General features: G+C 54.9%; 14 protein-coding genes and 1 pseudogene. 7 read left to right on the forward strand and 8 right to left on the reverse strand.

Annotated features, from left to right (window positions below):
• Positions 1-132: 132 nt before the first annotated feature.
• The gene (locus tag WC593_08935; GenBank protein MFA4825267.1) at positions 133-3,738 is read right to left on the reverse strand and encodes a PAS domain S-box protein; all 3,606 of its coding nucleotides are present in this window, start codon (positions 3,736-3,738) and stop codon (positions 133-135) included.
• Between the two features lie 263 nt (positions 3,739-4,001).
• Here WC593_08935 and WC593_08940 point away from each other — a divergent pair, with 263 nt between their 5' ends.
• The 4 genes from WC593_08940 to WC593_08955 all read left to right on the forward strand — a co-directional run bounded on the left by WC593_08940 (position 4,002) and on the right by WC593_08955 (position 6,426).
• Positions 4,002-4,847: a DUF6159 family protein gene (locus tag WC593_08940; protein ID MFA4825268.1), complete on the forward strand. Its 846-nt coding sequence runs from the start codon at positions 4,002-4,004 to the stop codon at positions 4,845-4,847.
• A gap of 67 nt (positions 4,848-4,914) precedes the next feature.
• Positions 4,915-5,118, forward strand: coding sequence for a hypothetical protein (locus WC593_08945; GenBank protein MFA4825269.1), 204 nt, complete (start codon positions 4,915-4,917; stop codon positions 5,116-5,118).
• Between the two features lie 53 nt (positions 5,119-5,171).
• Complete coding sequence (locus WC593_08950; GenBank protein ID MFA4825270.1) at positions 5,172-5,597, forward strand: hypothetical protein; 426 nt, start codon at positions 5,172-5,174, stop codon at positions 5,595-5,597.
• An 85-nt stretch (positions 5,598-5,682) separates the two neighbouring features.
• Positions 5,683-6,426, forward strand: coding sequence for a TylF/MycF/NovP-related O-methyltransferase (locus tag WC593_08955; GenBank protein ID MFA4825271.1), 744 nt, complete (start codon positions 5,683-5,685; stop codon positions 6,424-6,426).
• A 39-nt stretch (positions 6,427-6,465) separates the two neighbouring features.
• On the opposite strand, the gene WC593_08960 is transcribed toward WC593_08955, so the two are convergent.
• The 7 genes from WC593_08960 to ppsA form a co-directional block, all read right to left on the reverse strand.
• Positions 6,466-6,645 carry a hypothetical protein gene (locus tag WC593_08960; GenBank protein MFA4825272.1) on the reverse strand — a complete coding sequence of 60 codons (180 nt, stop codon included), beginning with the start codon at positions 6,643-6,645 and terminating at the stop codon, positions 6,466-6,468.
• Positions 6,646-6,713: 68 nt separating this feature from the next.
• Positions 6,714-7,838 (reverse strand): MFS transporter, encoded by a 1,125-nt coding sequence (locus tag WC593_08965; GenBank protein ID MFA4825273.1) that lies wholly within the window; start codon positions 7,836-7,838, stop codon positions 6,714-6,716.
• Positions 7,839-7,888: 50 nt separating this feature from the next.
• A complete protein-coding gene (locus WC593_08970; GenBank protein ID MFA4825274.1) occupies positions 7,889-8,503 on the reverse strand; it encodes an METTL5 family protein in 615 nt (204 codons plus the stop codon).
• Positions 8,500-9,441, reverse strand: a complete 942-nt coding sequence (gene dph2 / locus WC593_08975) for a diphthamide biosynthesis enzyme Dph2 (protein MFA4825275.1) — start codon at positions 9,439-9,441, stop codon at positions 8,500-8,502. Before dph2 ends, WC593_08970 begins: the two co-directional genes overlap by 4 nt.
• Positions 9,425-9,973 (reverse strand): hypoxanthine/guanine phosphoribosyltransferase, encoded by a 549-nt coding sequence (hpt, locus tag WC593_08980; GenBank protein MFA4825276.1) that lies wholly within the window; start codon positions 9,971-9,973, stop codon positions 9,425-9,427. The genes dph2 and hpt overlap by 17 nt, the downstream gene beginning before the upstream one ends.
• Positions 9,966-11,072 carry a tyrosine decarboxylase MfnA gene (mfnA, locus tag WC593_08985; GenBank protein MFA4825277.1) on the reverse strand — a complete coding sequence of 369 codons (1,107 nt, stop codon included), beginning with the start codon at positions 11,070-11,072 and terminating at the stop codon, positions 9,966-9,968. Before mfnA ends, hpt begins: the two co-directional genes overlap by 8 nt.
• Positions 11,062-13,353 (reverse strand): phosphoenolpyruvate synthase, encoded by a 2,292-nt coding sequence (gene ppsA, locus WC593_08990; GenBank protein ID MFA4825278.1) that lies wholly within the window; start codon positions 13,351-13,353, stop codon positions 11,062-11,064. Before ppsA ends, mfnA begins: the two co-directional genes overlap by 11 nt.
• Positions 13,354-13,848: 495 nt before the next feature.
• Here ppsA and serA point away from each other — a divergent pair, with 495 nt between their 5' ends.
• From serA to WC593_09005, 3 genes and pseudogenes are all read left to right on the forward strand, one after another.
• Positions 13,849-15,453 (forward strand): phosphoglycerate dehydrogenase, encoded by a 1,605-nt coding sequence (gene serA, locus WC593_08995; protein MFA4825279.1) that lies wholly within the window; start codon positions 13,849-13,851, stop codon positions 15,451-15,453.
• 218 nt (positions 15,454-15,671) lie between these two features.
• Positions 15,672-16,724, forward strand: a complete 1,053-nt coding sequence (locus WC593_09000; GenBank protein ID MFA4825280.1) for a Fic family protein — start codon at positions 15,672-15,674, stop codon at positions 16,722-16,724.
• 94 nt (positions 16,725-16,818) lie between these two features.
• Positions 16,819-17,019 (forward strand): annotated as a pseudogene (locus WC593_09005) (ACT domain-containing protein).
• The last annotated feature ends 335 nt before the right edge of the window (positions 17,020-17,354 follow it).

The raw sequence follows: 17,354 nt of genomic DNA on the forward strand, positions 1-17,354 counted from the left end.
TGGTGGCGCAAGAGGGGGGCAATATATTACATGAAAAAAGGTTTTCTACAGAGCAGGAAAATTAAGCTGAATTGCCGGTTTTGCCCCGGCACATTTCCCGGTAGGCGATATATCTGATTGCCAGGATGTGGTTCAGGCAATACGGAAGGCGCTTTTTGGCACATGGATCTCGAACCGTGCCCCTTTCCCCGGCGTTCCGGTCTCGGTGATGGCCATACCGGTGATGGAGAGGATCTCTTTTGAAAGGAACAGGCCAAGGCCCGTGTGTTTCCCGAACCCACGGTCGAAAATGAGACTCTTCTCTTCAGCGGGGACACCGATACCGTCATCTTCTACTGTCATGACTAGACCGTTATTTGTTGCATGGTACTGAAGTGAGATCCTGGAGATCTTTCCCGCGTGGGTGAGCGCATTATCGATGAGATTGTAAAAGACCTTCTCAAAGAGCGGATCTGCGTATACTTCGACGGAACCTGTATCTGCAGTTACCCGCACGTTCCCTGTCTGCAGGAGTCCTGCAGCATGCAGGAACGTATTCCGGACATTCTGCCACTGCGGCGTGGTGATCCCGAGATCCTGGTATTCCTCGGTAAACCGGATCTGGCGGTGGATATTCTCTGCTGCCCGTTCCCCCAGTACAAGGAGGTTTTTTAAAGATTCATCCGGTTCCTGCTCCTTGATCATATCGAGAACATTCAGGAGCGCTACCATCTGGTTGAGGATGTCATGGCGTGTTATACTGGAGAGGAGATTGAGTTTTTTATTGGTAAGTTTCAATGCCTCACCGACCTGTTTCCGGTCGGTGATGTCTTCGATCAAACCATCGTATGCAACCAGTTCTCCTTTCTGGTTGTGCCGCGATACGGGGGTATTCTTCACCCACCGTATCGACCCGTCCTTGCGGATAATGCGATGTTCAAGGGGTGTCCGGTCTTTCCCTGCAAGCACCTCTTCGGCCTGTCTGACGATTGCGGGGCGGTCCTCTTCGACAACCATCCGGAACCACAGGTAGGGGTCGGTAGCAAACTCATCGGAGCGGTACCCGGTAATCGCTTCACATCCGGGACCATGCGTTGTATCAGTTACCCTGCCCCCCTCAATGTGGACGGTATAGATATAATCGGTGACGGCTTCGACGAGCCGCCGGTAACGCTTCTCGCTCTCGTGATACGCCTCCTCTGCCTGGACGCGTGCGATGACATTGCCCATCTGGGAAGTGACTGTTTCAAGGAGGGCCCTGTCCTGTTCCGGTACCGTATCCCTTGTTCGGGAGGCGATGTTGAAACAGGCAATCACCTCATCATTATGGAGGACAGGAATGACGGCAATTGCCCGTATCCCCTCTTTCCTCCCCAAGTTGTCGGGGTCAATCAACGAGGAGTGCTGCGAATATACAGGCTTTTTCCGGTACACGAGGCGAGCCTGGGGGGAGTCCGCTGCGAGATAAGCAATAATTTTTACAAACTCATCGGACAAACCGGCAGAATAGACCAGGTCCATTGAACGGGTTTTTGGATCAACGAGGTAGATGCCCCCGCAGTCCATGCGGGATATCCCGATCGCCGAATTTACGCCAAACGACAGGAGCTCCGGCAGTGTCCGTTTGTTTATCAGGGCGATGGAAAATTCATGTTCAGCCTGCATCTGTAAAAGTCGCAGTTTGCGCTCAGTGACATCGGAGAAGAACCCCACAATACAAAGCCTGCCGTCGATAGTGACCTGGGACGTGGCAATATCCGCGTAAATGACCTCCTTGTCCTTCCGTAAACAGGGAATATCAGTTGCCCGTTGTCTCTCCCCCTGGGAGAGTGCTTCGAACTCGCGGAGGACGAACGCGAGATCCTCTGCCGGATGGATGTCATTCACGTGCATGCCGACAAATTCATCCTCGGAATAGCCGAGCATGGCACATATCGCAGGATTTGCATGCAGGAATTCCCGGGTTCCGCTATCCACGACGATAATTCCTTCAGCTGCTGTTTCGAAGAGCGTATGATAGCGGTTCTCGCTCTCCTCCAGTGCACGCTCGCTGTTTACCCGTTCGGTAATATCGGTGACAAATCCCTCCAGCACTGCAGGTTCTCCTGCCCGCCCTTCCATGCAACTCCCCTGTTCCCAGACCCATTTCTGTTCTCTGTCTGCGGTTAAGATACGGTAAACGAGAGCGAAGCGTCTCTTCTGCGCAATAGCATCAAGGATCTGGTTCCGGACTATCGTGCGGTCTTCAGGATGAATCAGATCGCTGTAAGCAATTTTCGTATTGTTTACCAGCGCTGCTGGTTCATATCCCGTCAGGGGGAGGCTCCCTTCGCTCACGTAATCCATAATCCCGTTGCGATCCCCCCGGCACCGGTACGCCATACCCGGCAGGTTTGCTACCAGATTTATAAGCCTCTGTTCGCTTTCCTGCAAGGCAGACTCCATCCGTTTCTGTTCAGTAGCGTCGAATATGACACCGTCGATAAATTCCGGGACTCCTTCAGGATCGTACACCGGGCGACCCCGTTCATGAAATGTCCGGATCTCTCCATTCTTTGCCCTGAACCGGTATTCGACCCGGAACGGCGAGTGAGTGCTGATGGCCTTTTCAACTGTGGAGATGACCACCTGGCGGTCGTCATCCAGGATATGGAGCTCTATGGAACAGATCTTCCCTGCAGTAAGTTCTTCACAAGTGTACCCGGTCAATACCGGGAGTTCATCGTTGTAAAATTCCATCCGGCCATGTTCCCTGAGAAACACCCGGTAGACGATACCGGGGATGTTCATTGTCAGGGTCTGGTAGACCTGATTGCGTTTCTTTAAGGAAGCTTCTGCCTCTTTTCTCCGCAACTCGTCATTGATCGTGCCAAAGGCAAACGTGATGTCATGCGCCATCTCCTCAAGCAGGCTGACAATGTGGTCATCAAAAAAACCCGGGACCGGTGCATAGAAGGTGATTACCCCGGCGTCTGTGGTATCAAGTGCGAAGGGGAATGCCGCAAGCGCCCGGTACCCGCGCTGCAGTGCAGCCTGTTTTACCGTATCCATCCATGGATCCGTGGCAATGTCATTGCAGATCATGTACTTCTTTGTGCGGAATGCTACACTGCTCGGACCGGACCCCCGGGGCCCTTCGTCCATTGAAATATAGACATCGTGGAGGTACCCGTCGTCATCCCCAAAGGAAGTAACGGGTTCAATGGTGCGGGTCTGAGGATTGGCAATGCCCGCCCATATGAGAGCAAATCCTCCGATCTCCACGGCAATCCGGCAGATCTCTGAAAGGAGTTCTTTTTTGTCCCGTACATGGACGATCGCCTTATTGGTGGCACTCAGGACGGAATACAGCCGGTTGAAGGTTTTTACCCGCGCCTCGTCCCGCCGGTGATCCACAACCGCCCGGATCTTATGGGACAACTCGGTGAAGAGAGGTTTGGGCGCCCCTCCTTTCTGGAGGTAGAAATCAACCCCTTTCTCGTATGCCTCGATGACAATCTCTTCCCTGCCTCGCCCGGTAAAAATGATGAACGGGAGGTGGGGGTACTCTTTCCTGATGACGGTCAGAAACCGGATACCGTCCATACCCGGCATCTGGTAATCAGACACGATTGCATCATAAGCGTTTATCCTGATCTTCTGCAGCCCCTCATCAGCCGACAGGGCGGTGTCTACGGAAATTCCGCCCGACATCTCAAGGTAGGTCTTTCCAATCTCCAGGAGTGTCTCTTCATCATCGACGTAGAGGACGGTTATCATAGATAATCCTTTTAAGGGATTTCCGATTTGCCCGTTCCAGCCAGTACACGAATCCCAGCCGGGCACCAGTTGCGCGATTCTGTGTTTCTGTAATGGTAACCTTTGGGATATATAGAATTACCCGAATACCGGTGCGTCTTTGCGCTCCGGATCTTTTCACCGGTCTAAAAAAATACAGGTAATCCCGGATCATGTCCACTCCCATGTCTTCCGGTTCATTTTGCACAACCTTCTTTTTCCTGCACGTCCCACCTTTCGATCCTATGTTTGAAAGTATTGGCAGAAGTTTCGCGCTCGTAAAGACGAGCTGGGACATTCTCATGGACGACAAAAAGCTTCTCGTGTTCCCGTTACTCTCGGGGATCGTCTCGCTTATTGTCATTCTTACCTTTGCCCTCCCGCTCCTGCTGACCGGCAGTTTCATGAGCAGGAGCAACCTGAGCCCGGTCATGTTTTACGGGCTCCTGTTTGTCTTCTATGCAGCCAGCTATTTTGTGGTGATCTTCTTCAACACGGCATTGATCACCTGTGTCAATGCACGGCTGAACGGGAAGGAAACGACGATCAGTGACGGGCTCTCAAATGCCACGCGGCATATCGGATCGATCCTTGCCTGGTCACTGATCTCTGCAACCGTGGGAATCATTCTTCAGGCGCTTGAGGACAATGTTGGTTTTATCGGCCAGATCGCAGCTGCCCTGATCGGCGGGGCCTGGGGCCTTGTCACCTTCTTTGTCGTCCCGATCCTTATCCTTGAGGACAAAGGCGTTGTCGACTCGGTAAAAGACTCCGTATCCCTGATCAAAAAGACCTGGGGAGAGAGTATCATTGGCGGCGGCTCAATCTTCCTTGTTTTTCTGGTGATGGGGATTATCGCAGCCCTGGGGATCTTTGCGATCTGGATGGTCAGCCAGAGTTTCCTTCTCGCTATCGCGCTGCTGGTTATCGTTGTTGCCATTCTCTTCGTTGTGGCATCGGCTATGCAGGGGATCTTTGTTACTGCGCTCTATACCTACGCACGGACGGGCACCGTTCCCTCGTCGTTCAACAAGGACCTCATCGCGAATGCCTTTGTGCCAAAACAGGGATCGACACAGGGCAATATCTGAACCGGGATACCCGGGTCCCTTTCCTGCATTCTTTTTTAACCATCAGCCACAATGTCTCTGTGATAGTATGAGTATAATGAAGGAAGCCATGCAGGGAAAAAGCGAGAAGAAATGGTGGTACGGCATCGCGGTCATGGTTATGATCTGTGTGTTTTTTGTTGGCATGGATGTGTACTCCAATGGCAGAATAACATGGTCGGTCTGGCCGGTCGGGGCAGTCCTGTTCTTTGGCGTTGGCTTCTCGCTGCTCAACAGGTTTGGCAGGGAGTAATTTTTTTCCGCCCCAATCCATAGCTTTACACCTGTCGCCCACCCACCTTTTTCATGGAAAAAATGAAAGCCTGGTCCGCTCTCGGAGGGACAACGCCCATAGAAAAACTGGGTGCTCTTGGCGTTTTTGAAGGTCGGACTCTCGATGTCCGTTTTCTCGATGAGATCGCCCGTACCTATGGAGTCGTAGTGATCCTTTTTTTTGAAGCAGACCTCGCCCGCACCCGCACCCTTGAATCGGTCCAGGAAGAGTTTGCCCAGACCCCGGAATTCGAGCGACCCTATATTGCCGTCAGCAGTTTCCTCCGGTTTACCCGGGAGAACGATCCCTCGTTTGAACAGACCATGCGCGAATTTCCCCTGATGGTCGAAATCGTAACCGTGGGAGAAACCCGTTCAAAAGGTGGGAAGGCTGCGCCGTATATTTCCGGGCTGATGCCGTTTCTGGACGAATTGGATGTGGATGGCAATCCGCAGTAAATCCCCCCAAAAACCCTTTGATGGGATAACCCCGGAATCCTTGTATAAAACACTATAAATTTTAGGAAAACCAATGCATAAAGACATGAGCCTTCTTCCTAAGAAGCACCTGTTCAGTGCAGTTGATTCCCTTGTGCCGAGCAGGTATATTCTGAAATTCCGCAAATTCGTTTTTTTTGAACCCTTTATTGGAAACGATATCGCAAACCGGGGCAGGTTCTCTCACTACGGCTGTTCAGATCGCAAGGAGTTTGCAAGGATCTTAAAGAAAATCCGGTCTGAAACCGAACTTCTGCTCGAAGACATCGAGGCATACCATATCTATATGGCAGTGAAACGGACGCAGAAAGTACCGGGCGATATTGCGGAAGTCGGTGTGTACAAAGGCGGTTCGGCAAAGATCATCTGTTCGGCAAAGGGCGACAGATCCCTTCACCTCTTTGATACCTTCGAAGGATTGCCCAAAGTAGAAGATATCGACATGGTCTGGCCGTTTTACGAGGGCAAATTTGCTGCCTCCTATGATTCGGTAAAAGCCTACCTCAAAGACAACAGCAATGTGTTCTTCTATAAGGGGTTCTTCCCCGATACATCAGGGCCGGTAACCGATAAGGCCTTCTCGATGGTGAATCTTGACGTTGATACCTACGAGAGCTCCAGGCTGTGCCTTGAGTTCTTCTACTCCCGGATGACCCCGGGAGGCATCATCCTCTCCCATGACTATGTCACTGCGCCCGGCGTGAAAAAGGCATTTGATGACTTTTTTGCCGACAAGAAAGAGCCGGTGCTCGAAACCGCAGGCTCCCAGTGTCTCGTTGTCAAGATATAAAAATAGTTTTTTATCTTTTTTCAATTCATCAGTGCAGCTTTAGTCCTTGACGATCAGGATGCCAAAGATAACCAGCATGAGTCCGATACAGACGGCTACGATCCCGATCAACCCTTTTACGGCGATAATGACCTCGGGCAGAAACGCCCATATGCCATAACCCCCCAGTGCACACAGAACAATTCCGATGATTAACGCAACAATACCTGTCTTATCCATACTACAACCTCAATGATCTCATTTCTGAATCCGACCATATAAGGATACCGGCATTTTATGGTATTGTTTTAATGCACCTTTTGCCGGAGCAGCTTCCACGGATAGGGGAGCGCGATCATCAGGAGGATGGCAGCAGCAATCGGGATGGGGATGGTCCCGAGCGCTGCGGCCAGCGAGTAGTGGTCGGCGATGATGCCATTGACGGCGACTCCCAGACCCCCAAAGCCGATTGCAAGCCCGAGCATGATGCCGGAGGCGAGCCCCACGTTCCCGGGCAGGAGCTCGTGGGACATGGCAACGGCAACGGCAAAGGTGGACCAGAGGAAGAACCCGAAGAGGATCAACCCCATGATCGAAAGAATCCCGCCCGTCAGCATGAAAACGCAGAACGGGGGGATCGAGAGGGCCAGCCCGAAGATCATGAACTCTTTCCTGCCGTACCGGTCCGAGAAATGCCCCCCGGCAACCTGCCCGGCTACACCGGCGAGCAGCATCAGGGTGACTACCATGCTTGCCATAACGAGGTCATACCCCTGCGTGACGAGATACATCGGCAGGAACGTGATGGCGGCAAAGATCGCCCATGCCCGGAGGATGGAAGCGATCATCAGGATGATAAACGGCTTTTTAGACGTGACCGTATGCGGCGTATCTCCCGGTGCGGCTTTTGGCGGGCAGGCTTTTGTGATGCCTCCCGGCAGGATATACTTCAGGGCAAAGGCCATGACGATCGCTGGCAGGACCAGCAGGAGGAGCCCGGGCAGTCCCAGCCACCAGACAAGGGCCCCGGCAAGTACCGGGCCAATCGCGTACCCGAAATTGCCCCCGACCACAAAGTAAGACGTGAGCCGGCCCCGGTTCTCACTGGTGCATAAGCGGCTCACCATGCTGAGCGCTGCCGGGTGGAAACAGGCATGCCCGAGTGCGGCGAGGATGGCAAAGAGCATGATAAGGTAATAGTTATGGGCAATACCCATCAGCGCGACAAATACCGCAGAGATGAGCAGGCTGATACTGATATTGATCGTTAATCCTTTTGTGTCGGAAAGCCAGCCGATCACCGGCTGGGTGAACGAGGAGGTGACATTGTAGGCCGTGATCAGAAGGCCCGCGGTAAAGTACGAGTAACCGTTGTTCAAAATGAGTAAGGGAAGTATCGCAGGGAGCACCGGCATGTAGATGTCGGTGACCATATGGGCAGCGGCAAGTCCGGTGATGGTCTTTGTCGTGCTGCGGGGCGGGGTTATGGTTTCCGTACCAGTCGTAGGATCTCGACCTCAAACTCCAGCACGTCCCGGGTATGGAAGGCAAAGGTGCGCCTGATGGCAAATGCACTGCCGACCTGTTCGGCGACTTCCGCCCGTTTACGGATGAAGGCTTTTACAAATGGGGTGGAACCTGCATTAAATATACTGTAGACCACCGGTGCGGTCCGGATCGCAAGGTCGATGAACGGGCGGTCGGCATGAACCTTCTGCGCCCCGAACGGCGGGTTCATGACAATCGTGTCGCATGCGCCGATCTTCTCTTGCAGGGTTGTATCCAGGATATCTGCCGTGATAAATTCCACCTCTGCCCCGAGGAGAGCGGCGTTCTCCTGTGCCACGACCACGGCATTGGGATCTTTTTCAACCCCTTTTACTGACTTAGCGCCAAGGAGTGAAGCGCCGATCGCCAGCAGTCCGGTACCGCTCCCGAGATCGCAGACGTTCTTCCCCTCAATATCACCTTTCATGAGGGCGTGGTAGAGCATGCGGGCGGCGAGGGGGGCGGGGGTCATGTATTGTTCGAGCGAAGGCCGGGGTTTGGCATACCCTTTCGCCTTCTGGAGTGTCATCTCAAGTTGTTTTAGTTTCATACAATCTCGTCAATGGCATAGTTGTCCCAGGTCCGCACACCGCAGAGTATCTCGAACTCCTGCGGCGAGAGGACGGGTGCGGGAAAGCGTACCTGGTCATCGTAGGCAAGCCGGGGACAGGCCGTGTTCACGTAGCAGGCGAACCCGAGGTTGAGCAGCTCGTCAGGGCTCACCTCCCGCATGGTAACGATCACTGCTTTGGGTGAGAGCACTGATAAGCGTTCTGCGAGTGCCATCCGTGCCTGCCCGCTCTTGGAGCTCACGATGATACCGATGGTTTCTGCACCCCGTGCCTTTTCGATCACCGCGAACCGCCGACGCAGGAGTGCGTCCCCGCTCACCTCCTGGGCAATGCCGGCCAGGGGATCGAGCGCGATCACCCGTACTCCCGTGGACAGCGCAATGCCGATCGGGTGGAAGACCCCGGTGCCGACAAAGAGAATTTCGGGAGCATGGGTGGCCCGGGCTGCCGCAAAGCTGCACCCGAGCACCTGCCCCCGGTTGGGTGCCCGTGTTCCCCCGTCTGCCACCCGCACATCGATCCCCTTCTCCCGAAGGAATGTTTCCATTGCCGGAATAAGGTGGATGTGCTGCACGGTAGTGACGAGTCCCACGGTCTTTTCTTTGAGGAGCGGGAGGGCATGTGCCAGCACAGTGACATCGAACCCGACCGGGTAGGGCTCGAAGATCACATTTTCCCGGTCATCGACCGGGGTATGGCCGATATGCACGAGTACATCAACATGGGCTAATGTATCGAGCGCGAGATCGCAGGCCCCATAGCAGGGATCGCCGCTGACGATCACCGCAAAACCGGCCTGCCGGAGCCCGGCAGCATACTCCGCTGCCCGCCGCTTCAGTCCGGCCGGAAACTGGAGGGCAACGGTATGTGCCCCCCGCTGCTGTAACTGACTGACCAGATCAGAGATATCGTTCAACCACGTGCACCTTTTCGCCGACCTCGATCTTTACGAGTGACTTGTACGGGCGGCCGATATCCGGGTCGCCCCGCTGAATTGCGATGCAGACATCGACCACTTCAGCACCGGCAATCTCGAGAGCCTTTAAGAGCGCTTTCATGGTGCCTCCCGTGCTGACCACATCGTCGATGATCACGACCCGGTCGCCCTTATAGACTCCGTTGAGGTACAGTTCGCCTTTCGAGTAGCCGGTGGTCTGGTGGACCGGGACCTCGTGGGGAAGATTGTACACCCGCTTGCGCATGACAACCATCGGGATGTCGGTCATAATCGAGAGCACCGAACCGATATGGATGCCCATCGCTTCCACGACCACGATCTTGTCGACGTTGTTTAAGTCCATCACCTTGATCATCGCGGTGCAGACATCACGGAGGAGTGCGGGTTCAACGATCGGTACGCCATCGGTGATCGGATGGATGAAATAGTTATACTCTCCCCGCTTCACCATGGGGCAGGTTTCTAATGATTCTACCAGTCTGTCAAGCATGTAATTCACCAATATCTGTTAAAAATGCATCAATGCGTGCACCGTGCACGTGGGGCATGCAGACGATCCGCAGGTGCCCCGGTCTCGTCCACGAGACCTTCCACGGTTTCGGGATATCTTCTTTTGCTGCAATAAAGGTGGCAACATTCACGTCCGGTGTTGCCGCCCGCCCAAAGCCAAATGTTTCCATGCCGGCGATAAGGCGGTGCGTATTCTTCATGCACCCTTTTACCATCGCCCGCATGCCCTCGAACCCGAGGTAATCCAGCACCGCAAGCGCCCCGACAACCGGTGCTCCCGGGCGGGTGCCGGCAAGGGTAAACTCCTGTTTTACGGTAAGGTACGGGGTGTCGATGTTGAGGGAATTGAGCAGGTCCGGTTCCCGGGTGAGCAGGCAGCCGGCGGGAATCGTGCTCATGCCCATCTTGTGCGGATCGACGGCTATCGTGGTGACACCGGGCAGGGAGAAGTCAAACGGGATCGGCTTTTCCATAAACGGGATCACCATACCGCCAAAGGCCGCATCCACGTGGAAGAACACGCTGTGCTGGTACGCGATCTTTGCAAGGGCGGCGATGGGATCGACCATACCATACTCGGTGGTGCCGGCAATCCCGACAAGGGCGATCGTGTTGCTGTCAATCTGCTCTGCGGCAGCATCGGCATCCATCCGCAGTTCATCGGTAAGCGGCACTCCCCGCATCTCAATGCCCAGGATGTCGCAGGATTTCTTGAAAGAGAAATGCGCTGATTCCGGGATTACTGCATTGGGATAGGCGATCTCTTTTTTCTGCACCTTTGCCAGCCGGAGTGCCTGGAGGTTGGATTCGGTGCCCCCGCTGGTGGCATATCCCCCGGCACCCGGGCAGTTATAGAGCACGCCGAATCGTTTGATCAGGAGCTGTTCAAGGGATGCAGTCCCGGGAAACAGTCCCGGGTCGCCAAGGTTTGTCTCCATAAACATACAGTGTGCCCGCACCGCAACCGGGTGGGGGAGCGTGCACATGGAGCTCAGGATGTAATCGTGATCCAGGTCCTCCCGTTTTTTTTGGGAGAAAAAAGAGAAGAGTTCTTCTTCAGGACAACCCTTATTCAGCATCTTTTGATCTCGCGGCTTCGAGGATAATGCGCTTTTCCGTGCGGGCAACCGCCTCGCGGATCTTGGCGATGGCATCGATGTTGGCCGAGATGCTCGTGATCCCGTGTTCGACCAACCATGTTGCCATCTTCGGGTCAGAGCCGGCCTGGCCGCAGATTGAGCATTCAATGTTGTAAGCCCGGCATGTCTGGATCGCGTTATGGATCAGGTGCAGGACGGCCGGGTGCTGCGGCTCGTACATATCCGCCACATTCTCGTTGTTGCGGTCGATGGCGAGCGTGTACTGAACAAGGTCGTTGGTGCCGAACGAGGCGAATTTGATCCCGCACCGGCAGAACTCCTCGATCATGATCGCACTCGACGGGATCTCGATCATGATGCCGAGCGTGACGTTCTCGACATCGACACCGCAGGCCCGCATCATCTCCTTTGCTGCAAGGAACTGCTTGGGGTGGGAGACCATCGGGAACATGATACCGAGGTGCTCGTATCCCTCTTTCCAGAGGCGCTTGAACGCTTCGACCTGCATCCGGAACTGGTCCGGGCTCTGGAGATCGCGCCGGATGCCTCTCCAGCCGAGCATCGGGTTGTGCTCGAGGGGCTCGGTCTCGCCGCCCTGCATATTCCGGAACTCGTCGGTCGGGGCATCGAGTGTCCGCACCCAGACGGTTTTTCCCGGGAAGGCATCGAGGACAATCTTGATGCCGTCGTGGAGTTCCCTGACAAACTCATCTTCCTTGTTGTTGGCAATAAACCAGCCCGGCGTCTTGTTCAGGCCGAGGATAAGGTGCTCGATCCGGAGGAGGCCGACACCATCAGCACCGGTTGCCGCTGCCCGGGCTGCCGCTTCGGGAATAGAGACGTTGACCTTGACGCTGGTTGCGGTGATGAGCGAGGAGGCCGGGGCAACCAGCCGCTGGGGAGCGGCTCCCTGTACCGGGGCTGCTGCCTGCGGGAGCAATCCTTCGTAGATAAGCCCCATCTCGCCATCGACCGTGATCAGCTGGCCGTTCCTGAGCACGTTGGTGGCATTCTTGGTGCCCACAATTGCCGGCGTGCCGAGTTCACGGCTCACGATAGCTGCGTGGCAGGTCATGCCGCCTTCATCAGTGATGATCGCTGCGACCTTGCGCATGGCCGGCACCATGTCCGGGTTGGTCATCTTCGTGACAAGGATGTCACCTTCACGGACCGAACCCGTGTCTTTTACATCCCGGATAACGACGACTTTTCCTGAAGCGATACCGGGTGCTGCACCCTGACCTTTTAAGATGATCTTTGCTTCCGATTTCTGTCCGGTCATGCTCTTGTTCTCCTTTTTTGCTCCGATGGTGGTGATCGGCCGGGACTGGAGGATGTAGATGGTCCCTTTCACTATGCCCCATTCAACGTCCTGCGGTATCCCGTAATGGTTCTCGGCGATCTTGCCGTACATGCCCAGCTTGGCAACTTCTGCATCCGAGAGCACCTGTGCGTCCTGCCGGGCCGGGGAAACATCCACCAGTTTTGTCCCGTGATTCCCGTCGGCGATGATCTCGACTTTCTTGTTCGAGATGAGCGTGTCAATGACCTTCTCGGTCCGCTGATCAAAAACGTATTTGTCGGGAGAAACCGATCCGGAGACCACTGCTTCGCCCAGTCCCCACGAGCCTTCTATAATAGTATTGGGCTCACCGGTGATCGGGTGGGAGGTGAACATAACTCCCGCCTTTTCGGAATGGACGAGCTGCTGGATGACAACGGCGATATTGACCGAGTGGTCATCGAATCCCTGCTTTGCCCGGTAATAGATCGCCCGTGCCCCGTAGAGCGATGCCCAGCACTTCTGGATGGAGTCGAGAAGGTTTGCCTCCCCCTTGATATTGAGAAACGTCTCCTGCTGGCCGGCAAAACTGGCGTCCGGGAGATCCTCTGCAGTTGCGCTCGAGCGCACGGCCACGATGAGATCGTCGCCAGACATCTTCTTGTATGCCTTTTTGATCTCCTCGCTGATGATTGCCGGCATCTTTGCCTTCATCACCAGTTCTTTTGCATGGTCGGCAGCCTTTTCGAGCGCTGCGTTGTCCTCCACATCGAGCTTATCGAACGATGAAAAAATCTTTTCTTCAAGATTGGTCTCTACTAAAAACCTGCGGAAGGCCTGGGCGGTGACCACGAAGGCTCTCGGTACCGGAAGGCCGATAGAGGCCATTTCCCCAAGAGACGCTCCCTTACCCCCGACAGAAATAATATCTTCCTTCCTGATCTCCTCTAACCAGAGAATATTAGGGACATTTTTCATGCTCGCACCACTTATGATGTCGACTTCACTCGTATAATAATTATCATCGCGTTACCCTGCCGGAGGGGTGGTTATGGGGGTTGCTTATTGATTGACGGTTTGGATTAGTTTCCTGAACCGGTTGCTCCATTGTCCGATTCCCCCTCGTTGTAAATAATGAGGGTGACTCCCTCTCTCCCCCAGAGGGGGAGGCAGCCCAAGGGGAGCCCCCCTTGACCCCCTTTGATTTTCAAGTTTTATGCTGGGAGAGGATCCTGCTTTTCCTTACTCCAGCCACGGTTTAAGCGATTACGATAATAAAACCACCTTGCCCCGCTGTGCCTCGGAGAGGCCCTGAGACGGGGGAGCCTCACAAAAATTTTCTGATATTTTTATGCCGTATTTCACTTGCTTGGAACAGCATGGCGCAATCTTTCTCCATATATTGCCTGAGCGCCAGCCGGCCCGCAAAGAATAACCCTGATTAAGTATGGCGGCGATATTCTATGGGTTTTTATGGCAAACGCAAAGGTGCTCGTCAGTGATCCGCTGGCGGAAGAAGGGCTTGTTATCCTGCGGGCGGCAGTCGATGTGGACGTTAAGACTGAGCTCAAGGAAGAAGAGCTCATCAAGATCATCGGGGACTACGATGCCCTGCTCGTGCGGAGCAGCACGGATGTCAATGCAAAGGTGATCGAGGCAGGCAAAAAGCTGAAGTTCATCGGGCGTGCCGGTGTCGGCGTGGACAATATCGATATGGATGCAGCGACCCGCAAGGGAATTATCGTTGCCAATGCGCCGGAGGGAAATACCCTTGCCGCAACCGAGCACACCATGGCCATGATGCAGTCCCTTGCCCGCAATATCCCGCAGGCGAACGCGAGCCTCAGGAAGAAAGAGTGGAAGCGCAGCAAGTTCATGGGCGTGGAACTGAACGAAAAGACCCTCGGTATTGTCGGGTTCGGGCGCATCGGGCGTGAAGTGGCAAAGCGGGCAAACGCGATGGATATGAAATGCGTTGCCTACGATCCCTTCATCACCAAGGAACGGGCGGCCCAGCTCGGCGTCGAGATGATGTCGATGGCCGACCTCTTCAAGGTCGCGGATGTCATCACGGTCCACACCCCCCTGATCGCCGAGACGAAGCACGTCATCAACGAAAAGAGCATCGCGACGATGAAAGACGGCGTGCGGATCATCAACTGCGCCCGTGGCGGTATCATCGATGAGAAGGCGCTCTACGATGCGGTCAAGAGCGGCAAGGTGGCCGGGGCAGCCCTCGATGTATTCGAGACCGAGCCCCCGACCGAATCCCCGCTCCTCACCCTCGACCAGATCATCGTGACCCCCCATCTCGGGGCAAGCACGGTCGAGGCGCAGGTCAATGTCGCAGTCTCGGTTGCAAAGCAGTGCATTGAAGTCCTGAAGGGCGGGGCTGCGAAATACGTGGTCAACGCCCCGATGGTCCCGCCCGAGCATGCGGAAGTGCTTGCACCCTTTGCCCAGCTCGCCGAGAAGATGGGACGCTTCGTTACCCAGATCGCGGGCGGCAGGCTCTCCTCCGTGGAACTCATCTACGGCGGCGAACTCTCGGCCTATGCCGGCAGCATGAAGTACGTTACCCGCCTTGCCCTCAAGGGGCTTCTCGACCCGGTGCTCCAGCAGCCGGTCAATATCGTGAACGCGGATTTCATAGCAAAGGAACGCGGCATCGCCGTCAGCGAGACCGTCACGCAGGAGTCCAGCGGGTTCAAGAACCTTATCACCATCCGGATCAAGACCGACAAGGGTGAAGAGACGGTCAGCGGGACGGTCTTTTTTAAGGGCCGCAGCCGCATTGTCGCAGTCGGTGGCTACACGATGGACATGATCCCCGAAGGCTACGTGATCGTGTCACGCCACCTGGACAAGCCGGGCGTTATCGGGCGGGCATCCACCATCCTCGGGAAGAACAACATCAACATTGCCGGCATGCAGGTCGGCCGGGTCCAGCCCGGCGAGCATGCGATCATGGTCCTGAACGTGGACAGCGATGTTCCCGACAGCGTGATGGAAGAGATACGCGGGATGCCGGGGATCTTTACCGCAACGTTTGCCAAGATATCGAGCGGGAAGATTTAAGGATTCTTTTTTTTAGTGCGGGCCGGGATAAGCGGCTTCTCAAAAATTCAAAGGGGGATATAGTAATCCAGAGTGCGATTGTGTCTCGAAGATGCATCGACTGTTAACGTTCTGGCGGATGAACTGAGATAGCTATCCAAAGGAATATCACTGTACCGGAGCAAAAACTGCAATATCCAAAAAGGTGGGGGGCAACAGTGAAGAAAGGGAACAATGGTATGATGGAGAGCCGAACCTTTTCACCGGACTTTACCTACACCCACCGGATGGTGAGAAGGCTTTCGGATATCGCTGCTGCCCGCGAGGTGATCCTTCATGCACACCTGATCCCGAAATGGGAGGTGTCGATCCGCAGGGAACAACTGGTCCGGGCTGCACATGCATCCACAGCGATAGAGGGGAACCCGCTCTCCCTTGAGGAAGTGAGCCGGCTTTCCGAGGGCAGGGAGGTTATGGCTGCCCGCAGGGCAAAAAACGAGGTGCTCAACTACCTCCGGGTGCTGGAACACATTGACCGGTACCAGAAGGACGGTATGATCTCAGAAGAGAACCTCCTTTCCCTGCACCGCGACGTCACCCTTGATACGCTGGATGACCCGGCAACGGAGGGGGCGTTCCGGAAGGTGCAGGTTGTTGTCGGAAACCGCCTCACCAGAGAGGTGGTGTATTCCCCACCCCCCCCAAAAGAGGTTGTCCCGCAGATGAACGCGCTTACCGGTTGGCTGAATTCCGATGCAGCGCACCAGATGCATCCGGTACTGGTTGCCGGGATCGCGCATTACGAACTCGTGCGGATTCACCCGTTTGTGGACGGGAACGGGCGAACGGCCCGGGCGCTCGCTACCCTTGTTCTCGCAATGCGGGAGTTCGATATCAAGCGGTTCTTTACCTTGGATGATTTCTACGACAGCGACCGGCCTGCCTACTACAATGTGCTCAAAGCGGTGAACCTGACCTATCCGGACTGCACGGTATGGCTGGAGTACTTTACGGAAGGGGTGGAGATCTCCCTACACCGTGTGAAGGAGCGGGTGTTGCTGCTCTCGTCTGATGAGCACCGGAAGGTATCCGGGGGGCAGGTGGCTCTTTCCGAGCGGCAGATGAAGATTATCGAGTTCATCCATGCCCACGGTTCGGTGAAGAGCGGGGATCTGATGCGTCTGTATGGCATTTCCCGGCAGGCAGCAGGCAAGGAGCTCGGGCAGATGATTGAGCAGAACCTGATCAGGATCGAAGGAAAGGGGCGTTCTACGCGGTACGTGATGGCCTGAGCAGGTTGTCGATTAGGTTGTCGATTAGGTTGTCGATTAGGTTGTCGATTAGGTTGTCGATTAGGTTGTCGATTAGGTTGTCGATTATCGGAAAGTTGGGCGTGCTTCTACCATCCTCGGGAAGAACAACATCAACATTGCCGGCATGCAGGTCGGCCGGGTCCAGCCCGGCGAGCATGCCATCATGGTGCTGAACGTGGACAGCGATGTTCCCGACAGCGTGATGGAAGAGATACGCGGGATGCCGGGGATCTTCACCGCAACGTTTGCCAAGATATCGAGCGGGAAGATTTAGGATACTCTTTTTTTGCGGACCGGGTACGCGGCTCCTTGTGTCACATTGTATGTGATGGCGTGAGCAGGTTGTCGATTAGGTTGTCGATTAGGTTGTCGATTAGGTTGTCGATTACCGGATTATCCGAAGGACCGTGACGCAAGTGAACGTAAACAAGAACGAGTGAAAATGACTGAAGGATTTTGTCTCTACAACCTTGTTTGATTGGTTCAAAAATGAACCATGTGGAGCAAAACCTGACCAATGAAATTTCCGACAGTGTGATAGAAGAGATACGCGGGATGCCGGCATCTTCACCGTACGTTTGCCAAGATACCGGGCGAGAACATTTAGGG

This window comes from Methanoregula sp., assembly GCA_041645435.1.
Lineage (GTDB): Archaea > Halobacteriota > Methanomicrobia > Methanomicrobiales > Methanospirillaceae > Methanoregula.

Bases quoted from the DNA above. Each gene is read 5' to 3' on its own strand.
- ppsA (MFA4825278.1), bottom strand. From the start codon at position 13,353: ATGAAAAATGTCCCTAATATTCTCTGGTTAGAGGAGATCAGGAAGGAA.
- serA (MFA4825279.1), top strand. From the start codon at position 13,849: ATGGCAAACGCAAAGGTGCTCGTCAGTGATCCGCTGGCGGAAGAAGGG.
- WC593_08960 (MFA4825272.1), bottom strand. From the start codon at position 6,645: ATGGATAAGACAGGTATTGTTGCGTTAATCATCGGAATTGTTCTGTGT.
- hpt (MFA4825276.1), bottom strand. From the start codon at position 9,973: ATGCTTGACAGACTGGTAGAATCATTAGAAACCTGCCCCATGGTGAAG.
- WC593_08970 (MFA4825274.1), bottom strand. From the start codon at position 8,503: ATGAAACTAAAACAACTTGAGATGACACTCCAGAAGGCGAAAGGGTAT.
- mfnA (MFA4825277.1), bottom strand. From the start codon at position 11,072: ATGCTGAATAAGGGTTGTCCTGAAGAAGAACTCTTCTCTTTTTTCTCC.
- WC593_08955 (MFA4825271.1), top strand. From the start codon at position 5,683: ATGAGCCTTCTTCCTAAGAAGCACCTGTTCAGTGCAGTTGATTCCCTT.
- WC593_09000 (MFA4825280.1), top strand. From the start codon at position 15,672: ATGATGGAGAGCCGAACCTTTTCACCGGACTTTACCTACACCCACCGG.
- WC593_08950 (MFA4825270.1), top strand. From the start codon at position 5,172: ATGGAAAAAATGAAAGCCTGGTCCGCTCTCGGAGGGACAACGCCCATA.
- WC593_08935 (MFA4825267.1), bottom strand. From the start codon at position 3,738: ATGATAACCGTCCTCTACGTCGATGATGAAGAGACACTCCTGGAGATT.
- WC593_08945 (MFA4825269.1), top strand. From the start codon at position 4,915: ATGAGTATAATGAAGGAAGCCATGCAGGGAAAAAGCGAGAAGAAATGG.
- WC593_08940 (MFA4825268.1), top strand. From the start codon at position 4,002: ATGTTTGAAAGTATTGGCAGAAGTTTCGCGCTCGTAAAGACGAGCTGG.
- WC593_08965 (MFA4825273.1), bottom strand. From the start codon at position 7,838: ATGGTCACCGACATCTACATGCCGGTGCTCCCTGCGATACTTCCCTTA.